Origin of the sequence: Arachidicoccus ginsenosidivorans, from assembly GCF_007971385.1 — a bacterium.
In the GTDB taxonomy this organism is placed as follows: domain Bacteria; phylum Bacteroidota; class Bacteroidia; order Chitinophagales; family Chitinophagaceae; genus Arachidicoccus; species Arachidicoccus ginsenosidivorans.
The window spans coordinates 821,260-840,649 of sequence record NZ_CP042434.1 but is presented as its reverse complement, the minus strand read 5'-3'; the positions used below and the strand labels follow the sequence as shown (position 1 = coordinate 840,649).

Here is a 19,390-nt window from a genome sequence, read left to right as displayed (position 1 = left end):
CTTTACCAATAAACTCACGCGCTAAAGCAACTTTCTCAGATGTGGATACTTTTTTTTTAGCATTTCATCTTTTAGCTTGGATTCAAGCTCTTTTTCCGCTAACAACTGCTTGAGAGCAGCATTTTCCTTTTCCAATTTACGGAATGCCGATGCATCGTATATACCCTTGGTGTGCAGGCTACCATCTGATTTTAGACTGGAATATTTCTTTTTCCAGTAATAATAGGTTGCCGGATAAAGGTTATACTTACTAAGCGTTTTCTTAACGCCTTCTTTATCAGCCTCTTTTAAGATGCTGAGCTTTTCCTTTTCCGTAAACTTTTTTGTCCCCTTGTCCGTTTGAATCATACCCATAGTTACAATTTTTTTTTGTAATTATGTCCGATTATTTAGGGGAGCGGAACAGGCACAGCAAGACACTGCCAGTGATATCAAAATAATCCCAGAGCCGGTATCAGTTGCCAGGCAATCAGGCTATTATCAATTGCCTGCTCAAATAAAAGTTTATTATAATAAAGCCAGCTCAGAAGATTCCAAAGAACTTGGCTTTGTTCAAAAGGAATTTACCAGCAGATTATCAAAATTGAATCCTCAGGCAAAACTTATACCTTCTGATAAAACTGGTGCAAATGTCCGTTTTGTGTTGCTGGATAAAGATAGATCAGATACGACTTTAAAAACGGAAGGGTATCTGCTTAGTATTAATGCTAAAACGGGTGTAACCATTACGGCCAATAAACCGGCTGGACTATACTACGGTATTCAGACACTTATGCAACTCATGCCAGCAAGTTTAACAGTGGGAGCTGCCGGGAGTGGGGAGGTCGCTATCAAATTGCCCTGCGCTGAAATAATAGATTATCCCCGGTTTGCCTGGAGAGGCCTGATGCTGGACGTGGCCCGTCATTTCTTTACCAAAGCGGAAGTGATGGATTACATAAAAGAAATGTCTAAATATAAATACAATATGTTTCATTGGCACCTGACAGATGATGAAGGATGGCGTATTCAAATAGATGCGTATCCAAAATTGACAAGTGTAGGTGCCTGGAAGGTGAAGAAGATTGGCTATTTTGGCACCTTTTCACCGGTAACCGCGCAAGATAAATATGATTACGGTGGATTTTATACGAAGCAAGATATAAGAGAAATCATTGCCTTTGCAAAGGCGCATTTTGTCAATATCTTGCCGGAACTGGATATGCCAGGCCATAGTATGGCAGCGATTGCCTCCTATCCTGAACTGTCCTGCACACCGGGGGCAGATAAATACCATGTCAGATCCGGCCAGGCCGGATTTATGGATTGGACCGACAGCGGCATTGTTGCTCATTATGATAATACGCTTTGTCCAGCTAATCCTAAGGTTTATCAGTTTTTGGATACGGTGTTTGGTGAAGTAGCCAAATTATTTCCATTCCCCTATATTCATATTGGCGGCGATGAATGTGCCAAGACCTTCTGGAAAAAAAGCCCTGCCATTGCTCAGCTGATGAAAAAGGAAAATTTAAAAAATATGGATCAGGTGCAGAGCTATTTTGAAAAAAGGGTCGAGAAAATTGTAGAGTCCAAAGGTAAGAAAGTCATTGGCTGGGATGAAATACTGGAAGGTGGCGTTGCGCCTAACGCGGCGATTATGAGCTGGCGGGGTGAAAAGGGCGGGATTGCTGCTACTCAAATGAAGCATGATGTGGTTATGAGTCCTACAACTTATGCCTATCTGGATTATATGCAGGGAGATCCAGCCATTGAACCACACGTTTACGCTTCTCTCAGACTAAAAAAGGCTTATCAATTTGATCCAGTACCTGAGGGGGCAGATCTGGCCTATATCAAAGGTGGCCAGGCGAATTTATGGTCTGAGCAGCTCTATAATATCCGTCATGCGCAGTATATGACCTGGCCCAGAGGTTTTGCCATTGCAGAGTGTTTATGGTCACCCAAAAGCAGGAAAAACTGGGACTCCTTTGTTAGCAGGGTAGAAGCACAGTTTCCAAGACTGGATGCAGATAGCGTCAAATATGCCCCCAGTATGTATGATCCGGATATTGCCGTTGCCTTGAATTCTGACAGCACACTGAATATCACCTTAAATAAAGAGTTGGACAATATAGACCTATATTATAGTGTAGATAATTCTTTCCCCGATAATTTTTATCCCAAGTATACCGGGCCCTTTAAGTTGCCAAAAGATGCGGCCATGTTAAGAGTTATCAGCTACAGAAGGAATCAGCCAATTGGTCGGCTGATATCCATAGACATTAAGGCCTTAAGGGCAAGAATAAAAAAATAGGCCTTTGATCTTATAGGTTGAGTTGATGTTTTGTTTTGGGTGCAAGACGCTTCTTTAGACAATATCAAATCTTTTATGTGCTGTATTAAAAAATAAATTGGGGCAGCCGTCAATAAAATAATTATTTTATTGACGGCTGCCCCAATTTAACTATAGTTTTTTTCTTATTTATCAAAATCAGGAAAAGGCAAGCCTTTACCTGTTTCGCAGAGCCGTTTTAAGCTTTTTAAGAATAAGGCCCAGGCGTAACTGCAGCCTGCAAACTCATTGGTATAAGCCTGCCAGTTATTGTGGGAGAAATTTAGTACAGCCCCTTTTACGTGTGGTTCCAGTTCGAAACTGATTTCAGTGCCGATCCACTCTGGGTTCGCCTCCAGGCAGCTCCATTTTACCAGGTCATAATGGTGCAGTGCTTCAATTCTTAATGTAGTTTGGTTATGCTGGTTTTGCGGACCAAATCCAAATTTAAGAATGCCACCTTGTTGCAATCCATTTTCTATTTCCACATCTGGTGTCCACCACCCCTGGAGTCCTTCCTTGGTGGTGAGTGCGTGATAAACGGTTTCCACGGGGACTTCAATACGCAGGCGGTGCCGGATGCTGATTTTATTAGTTGTTGCAGGTGAGGACTCCTTAATTGTATCGCTATCTTCTCTAGGCGTGGGTTCCCCTTTACCGGTTGTAATTAATGATTTTAGACTACCTTGAATATAATGGGTCCAGGCGTCCTTGCAAAGGTCATAACATTCGTATGCAGGTGTCAACTCTTTATGCGTAAAAGTAACTCGGGTTTTGCCGTTTTCAGCAGCAATGTCAAAGACAATATTGGAATTTTGCCATTCATGTTCGTCTTTGGTGAACTTAAAACGATTTTCTAGGACATGCCAGACAATTCGCTCGGGGGATAGTTCCGTTATTTTGAATTTACCAACATGCACGTCCTGGTAATGATAGCGGAAAATGCTATTTAAGGAGGCGGTATCACCTTCTATGTTTTCTGACCACCAGCCGCGCACATTACAGATGGCTTCTAGGGCGGCTTTGGGAGATTGGCTGACAGTAAAACTGGTTGTAAAATCTTGTTGAGACATTGGTTTAGAATTTAGAGATTTTAAAATTTAGAGAAAGTGATCTTTCAAAATCAGGGCTTTAGGCATTTAATGTGGAAAATTGCCGGCCTGATTATTACTCATCTTTTCTAAAACAAAGGTAACGCCCCCCGTTTTTACATAAAGGGTGCAATGGGGACATTGTTAGGGGGCGATTTGGACAAAAATAAGCTGTACCTTTATCGAAAATAAGCTATTATGAAACATCTGACTATTCTGGTACCGGCCGGACAGGGCAACAACCTGAGCAGCATAGTTGGCCCCTTTAAGATATTTTCCAGGGCGAATGCCATTGCAAAAGCCCAAAAGGGAAGGGAAATATTTAAAATTGAACTGGCCGGACTAAGTGAGGAGGTGGATTTCTATGAGGGGTTATTTGCCGTCAGGCCACAAAAAAACATTACGGATATAAAAAAGACGGATTTGATCATTATCCCTTCGCTCAATCATCATTATGAAGCAGCAGTAGGGCAAAATAAATTGCTCGCAGATTGGATCTGGACCAGGTACCATGATGGTGCACAGGTGGCTGCTATATGTACCGGGGCTTTTCTTCTGGCAGCCACTGGTTTGCTCAATGGCAAACCCTGTTCAACACATTGGTCAGCAGCAGCAGATTTTAAAAACAGGTTTCCTAAGGTTCAGTTGCAGATTGATCAGGTGATTACTGACCAGGACGGATTATATACCAGTGGTGGTGCTTATTCTTTTTTAAATCTGATTATTTATCTGGTAGAAAAATATTTTGACCGCCAGATTGCAATTTTATGTGCAAAAATATTCCAGGTGGAGATAGATCGGGACAATCAATCAGTATTTCGATCTTCACTGGTCAAAAAGCACATGAGGATGAGGTGGTAAGAAACGTACAGCTTTATATTGAAGAAAATTATGCAGATAAAGTTTCATTTTCCAGTGTCTCTAAGAAGTTTGCGGTAGGAAGACGGAATTTTGACAGGAGGTTTATTAAAGCTACAGGGAATACCCCCGTAGAATATTTGCAGCGTGTACGGGTGGAATCCGCCAAAAAACTGCTGGAATCCACCCAAAAACAAATAATTGAGGTGATGTATGAGGCGGGCTATAGCGATGTCAAAGCCTTTCGGGAAGTTTTTAGAAAAGTGACCGGCCTTACGCCTTTAGATTATAAAAATAAGTATAACAGGGTGGCGGCCTTTTAAATTAGGCGCGAGAAGGTTCACGGGGATGGTCTGCATTAATTATCAGCCCATGCCAAAGTACATTTGCCAACGGCATAAAACTTTTTGCCGTTTTTATCCGTAAGTGCCGTATATATTACCATAAAAGTACCGTCCTTTTGTTCAATAGCGCATAGTGGCGTGCGGGTTGAATGGTCGCCATTCATTGCCCATAAATGATCTTTAAACTGAACTTTTACTCTTTTTTCTGGACTCCAGTGCAGTCCGTCAATTGACAGACTATAACCGATTTGCTGATCCCCAAAACTATCAAAGACCATCAAATATCGACCATCTTTTAATTTGGATACGATTTCGTTTTCCATAAAAACTTTAGCTACTCCTATGGGATTAAAGCCTTCGGGCATTCTTGTCCAGGGCCCTGACAGTTCTTTGGCAAAAGCGATCCCTGTAGGCCATGGGCCCCTGGGCGTATGATAATGGCCGTCATACATGCTGTACCAAGTTGTGCCAACTTTATAGGGATTAAAACAGGCAATTGCCTGTTGACCTTCCCATGTCTGGCTATTCTTATCTGGCTGTAGCACTATGCCCATATCTGCATAAGGACCTGCAATACCTTTTCTACCGCTTACAACGGATTTTGCCCGCCAGATCCGACCTTGATAATCATTGCCCAAAATCTCACCTTTAGTAGAATCGCCAGCTCTGTAAGCTACGTAGAAAATATTCCAGCTGTCTTCTTGCGTATTATATTCCACGCCTGTGACCCAGACTTCTGATCTTGGGTTGGTCGGCGTTCTTCCAGGTATGCTGTTGATGATGGTGGACTGCCTGTGCCAATGGACAGCGTCATCGCTGGTCCAATAAGCAATCCGCATATCTCTATGCGCACGGCCAAACATCTCGTTGATAAACATATGATACGCATTGCCAATTTTGATGACCTGCCCGGTTTCAAATCCGGATTTGTTATGGCTGCTCAAAACGTCCAGGTTATCAGCTGTAATAACTGGTTGAGATTCGGCCTTTAGTAATTTTAATGTAGTGGGCAGCTGCGCCTGCAAAGTACCCAGGAAAAATAAGCTTATGCAGCCAATAGCAAAATATGTTGCTTTTGCCAGATGATTATTTATTCGGCTTGTCCAATTAATCCTGTTTATTGCCATCCATTTGGGCTTTTTATAATGCATGATTGATGTTTTTTTATCTAGTGGCTTATTTTGATGCTTGCACCGGATAAGCGGAAGTCTTCCAACCCTTTGGGTGATCGGGTTCACAATTTTTGAATAGAATATCTGCCGATTTTGGTCCTTTTATATCAACTGTGAGACTGTCACCAGGTACCTTAAACTGGACGTTTTCAAATAACAGATGTCTGGTGTCCAGAAGTGAGATGAGGCTATCCTTGGTTGAGATGGCCGCATTTTTAATAATGAACTTATCGACATCTGATGCCTTGAAGAAATTATGCGTATGTATTTGCATATTGTCCATTGTGACATTAGTCAGTGGACTTTCTGGAATAGCGGTGAGTTTAATAAACCAATCTGCGCTATCCACCTGAATATTTTTGAAGGTTATGTTTTAAATGCGGGTGTAAGTGGCCCTATTTCTCTTGCCGGCAAACGCGCTGCCAGATCGCCTACATAAACCGTGCTACCCAGCATATCCCATTGAAATGCTTTTCCGGTCTGATACATACGGATATTTTCATAATAAAGGCTGTCACCACCGCCACCACGAGGTCGCCTTGTTTTAAATCGGATGCCTACATTTGTCTTTTCAAATACACAATTGTGCACATATACGTTTTTAATCATGGCCGCCGTCTCACTTCCACAGGTCACTCCACCATGACCTTTTATGGCCAGGCAGTTTCTGATCACCACATGATCGGTTGGAATATTTACCCTAAGGCCGTCTTCACCACGGCCAGCTTTTAGGGTGAAACAATCATCACCGCAACTCAACGTACAATATTCGATCAAGACATTTTTTGAAGAAGAAATATCCATGCCATCACCTCTTGGAATGCCAACGGAGTTAACCGTGACGCCCCGGATTATTACGTGGTCACAATAAATGGGAACGATATTCCAAAAAGCCGTGTTTTCCAATGAAACACCTTCAATAAAAACACGGGTACAGTTAATAGGCGAAATAAGCATCGGTAAAAATATATAACCGCCGTTTTTACCATCATACACTCTGTTCTTAACCGGTGTTTTGTAGGAAACAAAGTCCTCGATGACAATAGAATCCATTACCTGACTTCTGACTGTGCCACCTTGTTTAGGACCGTATATGGTGCCTTTGCCGGTAATAGCTATATTGTCCTGCCCTTCAGCATATATGCAGGCGCCAAGTGATATCACTTCAATACCTTCACTTCTGGTAAATACAGCGGGTTGATAATCCTTAACGTCACCACTGAAATGTAAACGGGCATCACCACTTAAATGCAGATTAATATTGCTTTTCAGGCTGATTCTGCCAGTAAACCAGTCGCCATCTGGAATAAGCACGGTGCCACCACCCTGCGTGCTTAGTTGGTCAATGCAGTGTTGAATAATGGCAGTGGCCAAAACGCCCTGTTTTGCACCGCTTTTACGGATATCAATTGTACGTGACGGGAAAACAGGCCTTTTGAAATCCGGCATATTAAAGGGAGCCTTTATAATAGCAATGGAATCAGGCAGGTGGGCTGCGCCGACCTGGGTGCTGTCGGGCACACCTTCAAGGACGGAGGCTCCAGAGGTTTGTTATGTAAGTGACAGGCTGAAAGCGATAACCAACAAATCACTATTAAAGAAAAAGTGATAATGCCTCTTTTGAATACGAATGGTCCCCTTTTTAAAGATAAAATTGACATCCAGATTAATTTGTTCACTGGACTTATCATTAATAACTAATCCAGTGCGGAATTAAGTAATATAGATTGCTTTTCTTGTTTATGCTATAACGAATCGCAACTACTCATTGCACATCATTGCATTTGTCGGATAACAATAGGGGCAGATTGCTATCTGAAACTGTTATATACCTTGGTAAAGATATTGAATTGTTAACTATAACTGTCCTGTACTGTCCTGAACTTTCTTGTTTGGTGAGGTGACTGCTTTATGGTCATCTGCCCATAAAAAGACGATCCGATAGAATTGTGCCTGTCTTTAGCCTTTGTAATGGAAAGGAATTTTATTGGCAAACATTCTTTTATCAGGCTGCGAATTAAGACAAAGCAAGGCCCCAAGTAGAGGCTACTATGAAAATAGGGGAAGCGTTCTGCAGGCGGTTATTTAACTAAGAATGCTTAACTTGCTTATTCGGTTAATTGAGATTGTGCCCCATATTTTCTGAATCTAAAAAAATAAAACAGATGATTCAAGGAAAAATACGTTTTCTATTGGCCAGTGCGGTGTTAATGATATTACTGGGCCGTGAAGGCAATGCGCAGCCCAAAAAGGTAGATCAACTATACCCCCTTTGGACCGGAGGTGAAATACCCACCAGTAATGCAGTTCCTGTTTTAAAGCATGTGAAGTTTATAGAGATTAAAAATATGAACCGCAGGTGGATCAGTACCGTTTTTTGCACGGGGTGGCCATTGCCAGGTTTCAACATCAGTGGGTAGTGAGTTTTGGACATAATAAAGGTGCTGAAAATACAGGGAGTGAGGAAGCGCAAAGTATGTTTAGTAAGACGGGGAAGCATTGGGGGATACACACACTATTGATAACCCCGCTGGTGATATTGCCGTAAGTCACGGCGTTTTACTTAATTTTCAGGATACGCTATTTTCCTTTAACGCCTCATTTGAGGGTATTATGCAACATATGCACACAAATGCTTATTACTGGGATGCGGATAAAAGTAATTGGGTTTTAAAGGGGGTAAACGTAGCTGAAGGTTTCTGGCCCTTACAAGAACCACAGCGGATGCGTAACGGATCATGGATTATGGCCGGTGCTTATTTTGGCAAAAAAGCGACGATACCTGCGGTCGCTATTTGCAAGGCAAATGATTTTAGACATTGGCAGGTAAATAAAGTGCCGGTTTTTGTTAATGTCTGGGGAGAATGCGGTGTTATAATTAATGGCCCCAATGTTTTATTGATATCAAGATCATCTATGAATACGCCAAAATTTAAGGGGCACTCGCATCCATTGGCCTGGGTATCCTTAAGTAAAGATTATGGACAAACCTGGAGTGCATTAAGGCCTAGTAATTTACCCATGGCGGCGTCCAAACCCTATGCGGGAACTTTATCCAATGGTCAGCACTATTTGATTGGGACAACGACCGCGGATGCTAAAAACAACCGACGTCCGCTTACTATAGCAGTCAGTAAGCCAGGAGAAAACAGCTTTAGTAAAATTTACGCTATACGTGGGGCTTTACATAAGGGGCACAAGGTTGAATCAAATGCAGCGGCAAGCCTTGCCTATCCTTACGCGGTGGAATACAAAGGAGCCCTGTATGTTGTTTATTCCAATTCTGGCGGGCGTGGAGGTGCCAAGCGCGCTTCATGGAACAATAATTCGGCGGAGCTTGCAATTATCCCTATAAAAGAATTGAGTGCGGATTAGCATGGTCGCGAGCTGCAAACTGATTGACATGCTAAAGCTGAAAGCTGACCGCCTTAATTTTGGGCCTTTTAGTGATAAGGTACCCTGTTTGTTTTTTACAATAATTGGAAGTATTACGACTGATTATGCATTAAACGTTAATTCAGTTTTTCTTTGTAATGAGTTGATTGTGTTAGTTTTGTTAATGTTTTTGGTATAGTTATTGCTAGGAAGCCGTAAAATGTAAAAATACTATGAAAAAAACCTTTACGCTGCTTTCTTTAGCAATGATCTCCTTTGTCCTGATTTTTGCCGCTTGTAGTAAAAGTGATGGCCCAGTTTCGGATGATGGGACCGATACTACCAGTGACAGTAGCTGGAAATTTGGTGCATATACCTATGCAAGAGGTGGTTCCAGCCAGGATGATAATGCTGGCGGGAATGATCCTGGAGATTTTGTTGCGCTTACCGTCTCTACCTCAGGCGATGGCGGTGATTATGGTGCTTTTTCAGGTAGTGCGCTTGTATTTACATTTCCTAATTATCTGGGCGCCGGCAAATACACATTAACGGATAACCTGGATCTTGTAACTAATAAAGGGAGTATGCTTATGGAAGTAAATTGCACCATTGGAACGGCAGTAAATACGGGCGCTGTACAATATACGACAAATAAAGTAAATGGCGGCTCCGCTACACTTACTATTGACGCAAAAGGCAAATATCATATTTCCATTGACAATGCGGTTATTTTAACGAAAAATGTTGAAGTGGGTGGTGGCATCACTGGTGCCGCAGAAACTTATGCTTTAACCGTTAAGGATGCCTATTGATCTAAAACAGGTGTTACTTGCTTGAATTTATGGCTGTCAAAGAGATTTTGGGTTGTTCAGGTGCAGTAATTACTGAACTGCCCGTGGTAGCGTTAATTTTAACGTGTCCATTAAATGGATAACAAGGCACAGCTCAGCATTTGTATCCATTTTATAATAATTTTGCCCAATGAATCAAACGCAAAATAAGCGCAAGACAATCGCCATTGATATGGATGGTGTCTTAGCCAACGTAGAACCACAATTAGTAAAATATTATAATAAGTATTATGGGGCATCGCTAACGCTGGAAACTATTCAAGGTATGTCTGGAGCTGAAGCATTCCCTAAAGATGCACCTACCCGGTATATGCTGAATCAGCCTGGATTTTTCAGGGATTTGGAAGTGATGCCTGGGGCTATTGATGCTGTCAGGCAGTTGATGAAAGATTATGAGGTGTACGTCGTTTCTGCTGCGACAGAATTCCCTTTATCGCTATTTGAGAAATACGAGTGGTTACGGGAACATTTTCCTTTTATTGACTGGCGCCATATTGTACTTTGCGGTGACAAAAGCATTATCAGTACAGATTATATGATTGATGATTATTGTAAGAATCTGGATGTATTTAAGGGAAAAACTTTAATGTTCCATGCCTATCATAATACGACGCTTCATCATCATTTCAGGGTACGCTCCTGGTCCGAGGTGGTAGATTGGTTTGAAATAGAAAAAAAACAAGATAATCCAATGAAGGCGGATGCCAAGGATGCATAATAGCGCAATAAGCTCTTTGCAAATAGATAATGGTCCGCTGAGTGGTACTTGCATTCACATTTTTGAATGTAAGCACCACTCAGAAGACCATTTTTTTGTTTTTCGATGTTGGTTTGTAAAGGGGTATTTCCTTTGTTAATCTTCTATTTGTTTTAAGATGTTACCTTGGCTGTCAATAACAATATCCCAGTCCTTGGTAAATGATTTTAGCTCCAATTTATAGGTTACTTTACTGCCTTCCGTAATTTTCTCGAGGTCATCTATGCGGTAACCCTTGATATCTTTTGCCAATTTGGATGTGACAGCTGCAGGAAGACTGCTTTTGGTAATATCCTCTTTATGTCTGACTATAACGCCTTTACTGTCATACCAAATCTCATGGTCAATATTGCAACCCAGTTCGAATTCTACATTGTATAATTCCCCTTTGCGCTCCCAATCAATATCCTTTGCTTTGGGAAACTGCGTCGCGAATTTATTGGCAATAACGGATGGTACCTGACTTGTTGGGATGTCCTGTGCCTGGAGACTTCCTGCAGAAAATAGTAATCCCACAGCGAAAGTTAAAAGAATACTTTTCATGTTTTTTGTTTTTGATTATACAGCAAAGCTAGAAAGGGAATCTGGAAACAATTGGGAATAACAGGATTGTCAGATAGCTGAATTGTTAAAGTTAATTATAAAATGATGCCGCCCTTGCGCATAATTATATTGAACTGCAAACCCATACGTATCACAAATAGCTTTTACAATAGAAAGACCAAGACCGGTACTTTTATGTGATGCATCTCCTTTATAAAACCGTTTAAATAGGTTACTTGCGTTTAGTTCTCCATTGAGGGCCGTATTACTGACGCTAAATTGATGTTGGTTAAGTTCTATGAATACCTTACCACCTTCTTTATTGTGGAATATGGCGTTTTTAATCAGATTGGAAATTAATATATGGGCCAGTATTTTATTCATGTGGATTGTTGGACTGGCTGGCTGCTGTAGATCCATCTGAATGGCTTTGAAGCTGGCAAAGGGCTCCAGGTTGTTTAAAACTTCATGACAAAGCGGGGCCAGTTCCACCTGCTGGTTTTCGATAAATTGTTTGTTTTCGATCTTACTGAGCAGCAAAAGCGATTTATTGAGTTGTTTTAAATGATGGACGATGCCAAGCGATTCTGATAACTGTGTAGCCGTTAGGTCATCCAGCTCCCCTTTTTCTAATAGCAACTCAAGTTTATTGGTAAGTACCGCTAGTGGTGTCTGCAATTCATGGGCTGCATTTTCTGTGAATTGTTTTTGGCTATTAAAGACCGCTCTTGCGTGCCGGGTCATTTCGTCTGCTGCTTTTTTTAATTCAGAAAATTCCGTTGTCTGGGTTTTGACATCAGGCAGCGTCTCGTTTTTTTCGATGCTGAAAGCTTTAAAGTGATCCAAAAGCTGATAAAAAGGGTGCCAAAGCCGTTTTAGAGCCAGGTTATTAATGGCAATTATGCTAACAATTAAGACAATATAGAGCCAAATCGTAGCCCAGAATAATTCTGCGATTAAATCATCTTCTTCCAGTGTAGAAGAAAAGACTTTCAATTCATAATAATGCTCACCTGCCTGAAAAGCTGTGGTCAGCATTCGCATGGAAACGGCGTGTTTACTGCCGGGAGGATAAATGGTGGTATCCTTGAAATGATCAGTCATGGCCAGTGCACTCGACTCGTCTACTTCTTTTATAAAGTAATTGCCTTGTATTTCAAGTATTTCTGCTGTAGTGGTATCTAAGAGTTTTTGTTGTATTACCAGGATTTTCTGGTTAGTAAGGCCCTTATCCAGGCTGTCATGGATTTCATCTTTGATAATATAATAAAATAAAGGCGCCCAGATGCTGATAATAATCAGTATGGATATAGATAAGTATTTTAAGGACTTGTTCTGTAATTTCATGGGGTGATTAGTTTATACCCTACTCCATAGACTGCCTGAATTTCAACCTCTGCCGCCGCTGCTTGCAGTTTTTTTCTAAGATTTTTAATCTGGTAATAAATAAAATCAAAATTATCGGCCTGGTCGATATTATCGCCCCAAACATGCTCGGCAAGAGATTCCCTTGTGATCAATCTGGATTTATTGAGTAGAAAATAATGTAACAAATCAAATTCTTTTCTATTAAGCGACATGGGCACATCATCCACCATTACTTGGCGCTCCTCAACAAGTAAGGATACATTGTTGACATCAACGGAGTTTTTACCACCCAGTTGTTTACGCCTAAGGACAGCTTTTACCCTGGCAGTAAGCTCTGCCAGATGAAACGGTTTGGTCAGATAATCGTCTGCACCTAGCCCTAATCCGTTGATTTTATCATCCAGGGAATCTTTTGCAGAAACGATAATTACATTTTCTGATTTATCAGCCTCTTTTAAGGAGGCTAATAAATCCAGTCCGCTTCCCCCTGGTAACATGATGTCGAGTAATATACAGTCATAGGTATAGATGCCTAGTTTTTCTGATGCACTGGCAAAATCACCTGCCGATTCGACAATGTAGGCTTCCTTTTCCAGGGAGGTTTTTATCGCTGCGAGCAGATCCGGTTCATCCTCAATGACTAAAATCTTCATCAATCAAAATTAGTGCAATATTCTGGAAAGAATCTGGAATCCACTTTGTAAAGTAGTGGCCAGCATGAAAACTCCTGGGGTGAATTCTAAGAACGATAATTCATTTTTATTGCTGTTCTAGGATCTCTTTTTGATCACCTAGGGATTAATGGTTTATTATATTGATTGTTAATGAATTCTGAAAGAAATGGAGGCATAAACGCTATTCTTTTAGGATATGTTCTGAAAAATTCTCTCAATCAATTACTTATATAATAATATTAATAAATTATTATTATTATAAAATATAGATAATGAACTAATTATATTTTGCTAATGAACAGACGTTCATTTTTTTTAAAATCCTCTTCCAAATAAGCAGATATAGGAGAAAAAGCCTATAAAGGACAATTTTGTATAAATTAATGTGAATAATCGATAATGATGTTTTTATATATGAATTTATCTTTGACGTATAAATTATCAATTCGTTATTTATTATCCGATTCGGGAAGTGATTATTGTTAAGAAAATGTTCGTAAATAAGGAGGATTTGTTGATTTTAAAGGTTCATTAAGGTATAAAATCGGCTCCTGCGCACAACAAAAGTTACAATCTATCAGATTTCCATTATTACACTTGAAAAATAAAATCATTTATTCACTGCTTTGAAAAAATTTAAAAAATGGGTAGACAAAAAATGAGATTTGTGTTGTTTTTCCTGCTCTCTTTGTGTTGCACAAGTGTGTTTGCGCAGGATAGAACAGTCAATGGTGTCGTTGTTGATGGCAAAACAGGCGAACATTTACCTGGCGCCATCATTAGTGCCAAGGGCAGACCAAGTAATGTCAGCACAAAATATGACGGTACTTTTTCCATAAAGCTTTTTCCAACCGATTCTATATTGGTCGTTTCCTATATAGGGTATAAAAGGGTACAACAGAAAATCGGAGATGAGTCTTATGTAACCATTCGGATGGATTCGACTGTCTCTGCTGATCTCAATGATGTTGTCGTTGTGGGTTACGGTACCCAAAATAAACGGGATGTTACCGGATCTATGGCCACCGTTAATATTAAACAGATTCAGGATATGCCAGTAGCTTCTATCAGTGAGGCTTTAAGAGGGCAGATTCCTGGTTTAAATGTTTCTGGTGGCGCTCAAAGACCAGGTGAACTAGCCACCGTCAGTATTCGACAACAGTTCAACTGGGGTAAAGATGGGGGTAATACCGCTCCACTCATAGTCATAGACGATGTATTACAGGTGGACCCTCAAACAGGTTTGCCATCGCTGGATCGTTTTAATCAATTGGACCTCTCCGAAGTAGAAAGCATAACTGTACTTCGTGATGCCAGCGCAGCTATTTATGGATCAAGGGCTTCCCAGGGTGTCATTGTCATTAAAACAAAACGGGGGCAGATTGGTGCGCCAAAAGTAACTTATAGTGGCAAATTTGAACACAATGATGCGATCAGTCACTCCAAAGTGATGAATGCCAGGCAATATGGTGAATATTCTAATAGTTTTAATAAGGCTCTTGGCCGTAGTGATGATTACCAATACTCTGAACAAGAGTTAAATATGATGGATACACTGGATTATGACTGGCTGGGTAATGACTGGCGATCAGCAGGAACCATGCAACATTCTTTGGATATCAGCGGAGGTTCCGATAATGCGACCTATTTTATGGGCGCTTCCTATTACACACAGGGCGCAAATTTGGGTTCACAGGATTTTAAGCGTTGGACATATAGAGGCGGTGCAGATATCAAACTAACCAGTGGCCTGCACCTGGGAGCGACAATTGCTGCCGCTAACACCAATGTAGAAAAGTCCTTCACGAAAATTAATTTCAGTGACGGTTATGCCAATGGTGGGGAACAAAATGATTACAGCGTTTTGCTACATATGCCTAAGTATATCCCCTGGGAATATACTATTGATGGTGTAACCCAGTATGTATCGCCCCCATTAGGCTCCAACAGGGCGGGTAACGTAAAAGGTAATAACTCGCTGAGTAACTGGAATTATTATGCCCTGCTCAATAATGGCTCCAAAACCACTAATAAGAATTTTAATTATAATGTCAATTTCTCCCTGGCCTACGATGTGCCATTTATTCAGGGGTTGAGCTTTAAGTTAAATTATGGCTTGTCTCAGGCAGCGACCAATACCGAGCAGATCATGATGCCTCAGCTGCTTTATCAGGCAACTAATATTGCCGCTGCCGGCCAGCATTTATTCTCTGAGACGGCAGATAAAGATTGGAAGGCAACCAATAATACAGCCAATTCAAGGGTGACCTATGATAATACCACGTCCAAAAATCAGCAATCCAACTTCTTTATCAATTATAACAGAAGTTTCGGGGATCACAATATATCCGCTATGGTGTCCGTGGAAAAGGCCACCAGTGAATTAGAAGATCGCTATCAGATTTATGATAATCCGACAGCAGGTATTTACAATGGCACATCCGTTTCTGCTGGTACGCTTAATACAGGCAATACGATTACCTATAAATATGAAAGTGGTAGCCTGTCTTATTTAGGTCGTGCTGCGTATAATTACAAGCACAAATACTTGCTGGATTTTGTATTCCGTACAGACGCTTCCACTGTATTTGCACCTGAAAATTACTGGGGATTCTTCCCTGGGCTTTCTGCCGGTTGGGTGATTTCTGATGAGGACTTCTTCAGGGATAATATAAGGTGGGTTGATCTTTTGAAAATTCGCACATCCTGGGGTCTTACGGGTAATAACAATATCAAGGCCTGGAAATGGTTACAGGTATATACCGCGCAGACAGATAAAGGTTTCGGATTTGGTAATAATGGAGGACTCTATGTCACTGGAGCCACGCCAGGATCTACACCTAACAGAGATGTACATTGGGACAAAACCTTACAGCGAAATTTTGGACTAGATATGGAATTTTTGAAAAGCAGATTGGCCGTGACTTTTGACCAATATTTTAATTCCACGACAGATATGCTGACCGATATGTCCGGCGCACTTAATACCCCGATTTCAGTGGGTGGCGCCTTTGCTGAGCAGAATTTTGCTGCCGTGAATGCATGGGGTACGGAACTGTCCATCACCTGGAAAGATCAAAAGGGTGATTTCAGGTATTCAATTGGCGTAAACACAGGGCTAAGTAATTATAAAGTGAAAAAATATTATGATTTACCATTTGCCTATCCTTCCGAATCTACTACCCGAAAGGCAGAAGGGAATTACGGTATTGTTCCAGTATGGGGCTTCAAAACCTGGAAACAGACTTCTAGTGGAGATGGGATGCTGAGAACAGATGCAGATATCGACAATTACTGGAATTACCTGTCTCAGAATGCTGCTAGTTCCGGTGTAGCAGGTGCAACGCCCGACTTTTTAGGCATCACAGATAAGTCAGGGCTCAAAAAAGGTATGCTGGTTTATCAGGATGTTGCTGGTAATCTGGATGCCGATAATAAAACGATCGCCGGTCCAAATGGTAGAATTGAAGAAGATGAAGACTACGTAAAACTTAAAAAATCCAACCGTAGTTATGGACTTTCCACCAATATTAACCTGGGATGGAAAAGCCTGTCCTTATATGCGCAGATCGCAACTTCCTGGGGTGGTACGCGCTACCTGGATTACGTAAAACAAGGTACCTCCAGTAGCAACGCCATGTGGGCGCAACCCATCTATCTGGTAGATATGTATGATGAAGACAATAATCCAAACGGCAAATACCCAAACATTGCCTACTATGATGATTTTGGCGGCACTAAATCAGATTTCTTTATGTTGCCGACATTTAGAATGGTTATCAGAACCCTGAGTGTGGGCTATACTATGCCTGCCAAATTGGTACAGAAGGCAAAGTTAAACAGCGTTCGCTTCTTCCTTTCTGGGAATAACCTTTGGGATCTGTATAATCCATATCCAAAGAAATTCAGAAATATGTATGATGCTGCGGATGTTGGCTATCCAACACTGCGTACTTGGGCATTAGGTGTGAATATTGGGTTTTAAAAATTAAATTACTAATTGTAGATCATATATTATGAAAAAATTATTCTATATCCTTGCAGTAGTGGTGCTGATCGCCTCCTCAGGTTGCAGCAAACAATTTCTGGAAGATATGCAGCCTTATAATCAATATGGAGAAGACCAGATTTTTTCCAATGAAGAATTAACCGAGTGGTATATCGCCAGATTATATAATTATTATTTTGTCAGTTATAAAAATCCGCTTCAAACAGTAATTGGCCTGTATAACAATGACCGCTCCAATATGACGGAGGAAATTGGCGGCACCATTCCAAATTATATTAATCCGACCAAGACCTTAATCAATGCTTCGGATGCGGATGGTTATTATGGCAAAACTTCCTCCAGTGTCAGTAATAATCCTTATACGCGCATTCGGTTTTGTAATGATTTGCTGGAAAAAATGAATGACCCCGTGTCCGCGTCTCTTTCTACTGAATTTAAAAATGAGGCCCGTGGACAGGCTTATATGTTGAGAGCCTTGCAATATTTTGATTTGGTGCGTATCTATGGTGGTGTGCCTATCGTGCTGACAGTAGAAAATAACAGTACAACTGACGTCTCTATACAAACACCCAGGTCTACTTCTTCCGAGTGTTTTGCGCAGATTGTTAAGGATTTGGATTCGGCGGCTGCCTTACTGCCGATGATCTGGGATGCACCCAGTGATAATTATGGTAAAATGACTGCAGCTGCGGCCATCGCCATGAAAAGCAGGGTACTGCTGACAGCAGCTAGTCCATTATTTAATAAAGATTGGGATAATCAGGGTTCCGATAAATGGAAGGCTGCTTTACAGGCAGGCCTTGATGCGGAAACCAAGTTGAGTGCTGCAGGTTACGGCCTGTATGGATCAAATGCAAAAGACTGGTCTGAGATGGCTTTTACCGGCAATGCCAAATTTAATAAAGAAGCTATTATGGTATTTCAATTTAGTAATTCATCGACCTCTTCGGCAGGATTTAATAATAGCTGGGAAAATCAGGTGCGCCCTACTGATTATGATGGTGGAGGTGGATTATCAGCTACTAAACAGATGCTAGATTTATTTCCGCTGGCTAGTGGCAAGCGGCCGACGCTGGCAAATGGTTACGTAGATACTTTTTTCTTTGAAAACAGAGATCCTCGTTTTTATAGAACCTTTGAGTTTTCCGGCGAAAAATGGGGTATCAAAGGCAACGAAAATAAAACGACCTGGTTTTACAGATGGAAGCCTAGTGAAGATGGAAAAGTTTCTTATTATGGTAATAACCAGACCAATAGCCCGGCTATTGTACGCAAAAATTCAAATCCGGATGCGGACAGTACCAGCTTCAACTATTCCAATACATCTATCATTGAATATAGGTATGCGGAGCTGCTCTTAAATATTGCTGAATGCTATGCCGCGACTGGAGATATCAACCATGCCGTACAATATATTGGAAAGATCAGAGCCAGAGTTGGGATCCCTGCAGATAATAATTATGGTGTGGGGAATCTAACTACTAAATACCAGGCCATTGAAGCCGTTTTATATGAAAGAAGGGTAGAACTCGCCTATGAAGGCAAGCGCTTCTGGGACGTACAACGCTGGATGTTATATGACAATACAGACAGAAGTGGTAATACGGTTCAGAAACTTGGATTAAATCCCATTAATGGCACTGAGCGTGATGGATATTACTGGCAGGCTAAAGATTTTACGGATACTGACCCATTAACGGCGGCAGATCGCAATATTCTGATTGATCCTGATGCAAGCGACTTTAAAGCGCAATTAGATCAATTAAAGGCGGTCTATGAGAAACATTTTGTGATGACGCCACTTGACAAGGCCTGGGATCAGGTCAACGGTGCGGCCGTTAGTATTGATTTTCGTCCCAATTATTATTTGTCAGGATTACCCTCATCGGTCTTAAGCACAAATGGCTGGTTGGAGCAAACGATTGGCTGGAATGATTATTCAGGCGCAGCTGGTACTTTTGATTATCAGAAGTAAAGCATAGATCAGGTATTGAAAATTGGTTTATTGATTTTTATTTTGGTTTTTGGTTTTGTTAT

The 19,390-nt window shown here is 41.1% G+C and carries 17 protein-coding genes; 9 read left to right on the top strand and 8 right to left on the bottom strand.

Annotated elements, in window-relative coordinates:
* Positions 1-21: 21 nt before the first annotated feature.
* Positions 22-354, bottom strand: a complete 333-nt coding sequence (locus FSB73_RS03230) for a transposase (protein WP_225974443.1) — start codon at positions 352-354, stop codon at positions 22-24.
* Between FSB73_RS03230 and FSB73_RS03225 the strand changes: the two genes are divergently transcribed.
* On the top strand, positions 347-2,293 hold the full coding sequence (locus FSB73_RS03225; RefSeq protein ID WP_394344834.1) for a beta-N-acetylhexosaminidase: 1,947 nt from the start codon (positions 347-349) through the stop codon (positions 2,291-2,293). The two genes, FSB73_RS03230 and FSB73_RS03225, sit on opposite strands and share 8 nt — an antisense overlap.
* A gap of 164 nt (positions 2,294-2,457) precedes the next feature.
* Here FSB73_RS03225 and FSB73_RS03220 read toward each other — a convergent pair whose 3' ends face one another.
* Positions 2,458-3,384, bottom strand: coding sequence for an SRPBCC family protein (locus FSB73_RS03220; protein WP_146780093.1), 927 nt, complete (start codon positions 3,382-3,384; stop codon positions 2,458-2,460).
* 216 nt (positions 3,385-3,600) lie between these two features.
* Between FSB73_RS03220 and FSB73_RS03215 the strand changes: the two genes are divergently transcribed.
* Both FSB73_RS03215 and FSB73_RS23960 read left to right on the top strand, forming a co-directional pair.
* Complete coding sequence (locus FSB73_RS03215; protein WP_225974442.1) at positions 3,601-4,263, top strand: GlxA family transcriptional regulator; 663 nt, start codon at positions 3,601-3,603, stop codon at positions 4,261-4,263.
* Positions 4,257-4,583: a helix-turn-helix domain-containing protein gene (locus FSB73_RS23960; RefSeq protein WP_225974441.1), complete on the top strand. Its 327-nt coding sequence runs from the start codon at positions 4,257-4,259 to the stop codon at positions 4,581-4,583. Before FSB73_RS03215 ends, FSB73_RS23960 begins: the two co-directional genes overlap by 7 nt.
* 35 nt (positions 4,584-4,618) lie before the next feature.
* Here the strand turns inward: FSB73_RS23960 and FSB73_RS03210 are convergent, their stop codons facing one another.
* The 3 genes from FSB73_RS03210 to FSB73_RS03205 are packed head-to-tail and all read right to left on the bottom strand — an operon-like array spanning position 4,619 to position 7,297.
* Positions 4,619-5,755: a glycoside hydrolase family protein gene (locus tag FSB73_RS03210; RefSeq protein WP_192904091.1), complete on the bottom strand. Its 1,137-nt coding sequence runs from the start codon at positions 5,753-5,755 to the stop codon at positions 4,619-4,621.
* 25 nt (positions 5,756-5,780) lie between these two features.
* Positions 5,781-6,125 (bottom strand): hypothetical protein, encoded by a 345-nt coding sequence (locus tag FSB73_RS23955; RefSeq protein ID WP_225974440.1) that lies wholly within the window; start codon positions 6,123-6,125, stop codon positions 5,781-5,783.
* A gap of 17 nt (positions 6,126-6,142) precedes the next feature.
* Positions 6,143-7,297, bottom strand: a complete 1,155-nt coding sequence (locus FSB73_RS03205; protein WP_225974439.1) for a glycoside hydrolase family 28 protein — start codon at positions 7,295-7,297, stop codon at positions 6,143-6,145.
* A 644-nt stretch (positions 7,298-7,941) separates the two neighbouring features.
* Here FSB73_RS03205 and FSB73_RS03200 point away from each other — a divergent pair.
* The 4 genes from FSB73_RS03200 (at position 7,942) to FSB73_RS03185 (ending at position 10,720) form a co-directional block, all read left to right on the top strand.
* Entirely contained in the window at positions 7,942-8,196 is a 255-nt protein-coding gene (locus FSB73_RS03200; protein WP_146780092.1) for a hypothetical protein, read from the top strand.
* 79 nt (positions 8,197-8,275) lie between these two features.
* Positions 8,276-9,151 carry an exo-alpha-sialidase gene (locus FSB73_RS03195; RefSeq protein WP_146780091.1) on the top strand — a complete coding sequence of 292 codons (876 nt, stop codon included), beginning with the start codon at positions 8,276-8,278 and terminating at the stop codon, positions 9,149-9,151.
* Between the two features lie 233 nt (positions 9,152-9,384).
* On the top strand, positions 9,385-9,963 hold the full coding sequence (locus tag FSB73_RS03190) for a hypothetical protein (RefSeq protein ID WP_146780090.1): 579 nt from the start codon (positions 9,385-9,387) through the stop codon (positions 9,961-9,963).
* A 169-nt stretch (positions 9,964-10,132) separates the two neighbouring features.
* Positions 10,133-10,720 carry a 5' nucleotidase, NT5C type gene (locus FSB73_RS03185; RefSeq protein ID WP_146780089.1) on the top strand — a complete coding sequence of 196 codons (588 nt, stop codon included), beginning with the start codon at positions 10,133-10,135 and terminating at the stop codon, positions 10,718-10,720.
* A gap of 135 nt (positions 10,721-10,855) precedes the next feature.
* Here FSB73_RS03185 and FSB73_RS03180 read toward each other — a convergent pair whose 3' ends face one another.
* The 3 genes from FSB73_RS03180 to FSB73_RS03170 form a co-directional block, all read right to left on the bottom strand.
* Positions 10,856-11,302, bottom strand: a complete 447-nt coding sequence (locus FSB73_RS03180; RefSeq protein ID WP_146780088.1) for a PepSY-like domain-containing protein — start codon at positions 11,300-11,302, stop codon at positions 10,856-10,858.
* Between the two features lie 69 nt (positions 11,303-11,371).
* Positions 11,372-12,649, bottom strand: coding sequence for a PorY family sensor histidine kinase (porY, locus tag FSB73_RS03175; RefSeq protein WP_146780087.1), 1,278 nt, complete (start codon positions 12,647-12,649; stop codon positions 11,372-11,374).
* The gene (locus FSB73_RS03170) at positions 12,646-13,323 is read right to left on the bottom strand and encodes a response regulator transcription factor (RefSeq protein ID WP_146780086.1); all 678 of its coding nucleotides are present in this window, start codon (positions 13,321-13,323) and stop codon (positions 12,646-12,648) included. Before FSB73_RS03170 ends, porY begins: the two co-directional genes overlap by 4 nt.
* A 664-nt stretch (positions 13,324-13,987) precedes the next feature.
* Here FSB73_RS03170 and FSB73_RS03165 point away from each other — a divergent pair.
* A complete protein-coding gene (locus tag FSB73_RS03165) occupies positions 13,988-17,329 on the top strand; it encodes a SusC/RagA family TonB-linked outer membrane protein (protein WP_146780085.1) in 3,342 nt (1,113 codons plus the stop codon).
* A 31-nt stretch (positions 17,330-17,360) separates the two neighbouring features.
* Positions 17,361-19,328: a RagB/SusD family nutrient uptake outer membrane protein gene (locus FSB73_RS03160; RefSeq protein WP_146780084.1), complete on the top strand. Its 1,968-nt coding sequence runs from the start codon at positions 17,361-17,363 to the stop codon at positions 19,326-19,328.
* Positions 19,329-19,390: the final 62 nt, after the last annotated feature.

Coding starts and splice junctions, on each gene's coding strand:
- FSB73_RS03165 (WP_146780085.1), top strand. CDS start 13,988: ATGGGTAGACAAAAAATGAGATTTGTGTTGTTTTTCCTGCTCTCTTTG.
- porY (WP_146780087.1), bottom strand. CDS start 12,649: ATGAAATTACAGAACAAGTCCTTAAAATACTTATCTATATCCATACTG.
- FSB73_RS03170 (WP_146780086.1), bottom strand. CDS start 13,323: ATGAAGATTTTAGTCATTGAGGATGAACCGGATCTGCTCGCAGCGATA.
- FSB73_RS03160 (WP_146780084.1), top strand. CDS start 17,361: ATGAAAAAATTATTCTATATCCTTGCAGTAGTGGTGCTGATCGCCTCC.
- FSB73_RS03190 (WP_146780090.1), top strand. CDS start 9,385: ATGAAAAAAACCTTTACGCTGCTTTCTTTAGCAATGATCTCCTTTGTC.
- FSB73_RS03210 (WP_192904091.1), bottom strand. CDS start 5,755: ATGCATTATAAAAAGCCCAAATGGATGGCAATAAACAGGATTAATTGG.
- FSB73_RS03185 (WP_146780089.1), top strand. CDS start 10,133: ATGAATCAAACGCAAAATAAGCGCAAGACAATCGCCATTGATATGGAT.
- FSB73_RS03230 (WP_225974443.1), bottom strand. CDS start 354: ATGGGTATGATTCAAACGGACAAGGGGACAAAAAAGTTTACGGAAAAG.
- FSB73_RS03215 (WP_225974442.1), top strand. CDS start 3,601: ATGAAACATCTGACTATTCTGGTACCGGCCGGACAGGGCAACAACCTG.
- FSB73_RS03220 (WP_146780093.1), bottom strand. CDS start 3,384: ATGTCTCAACAAGATTTTACAACCAGTTTTACTGTCAGCCAATCTCCC.
- FSB73_RS03180 (WP_146780088.1), bottom strand. CDS start 11,302: ATGAAAAGTATTCTTTTAACTTTCGCTGTGGGATTACTATTTTCTGCA.
- FSB73_RS03200 (WP_146780092.1), top strand. CDS start 7,942: ATGATTCAAGGAAAAATACGTTTTCTATTGGCCAGTGCGGTGTTAATG.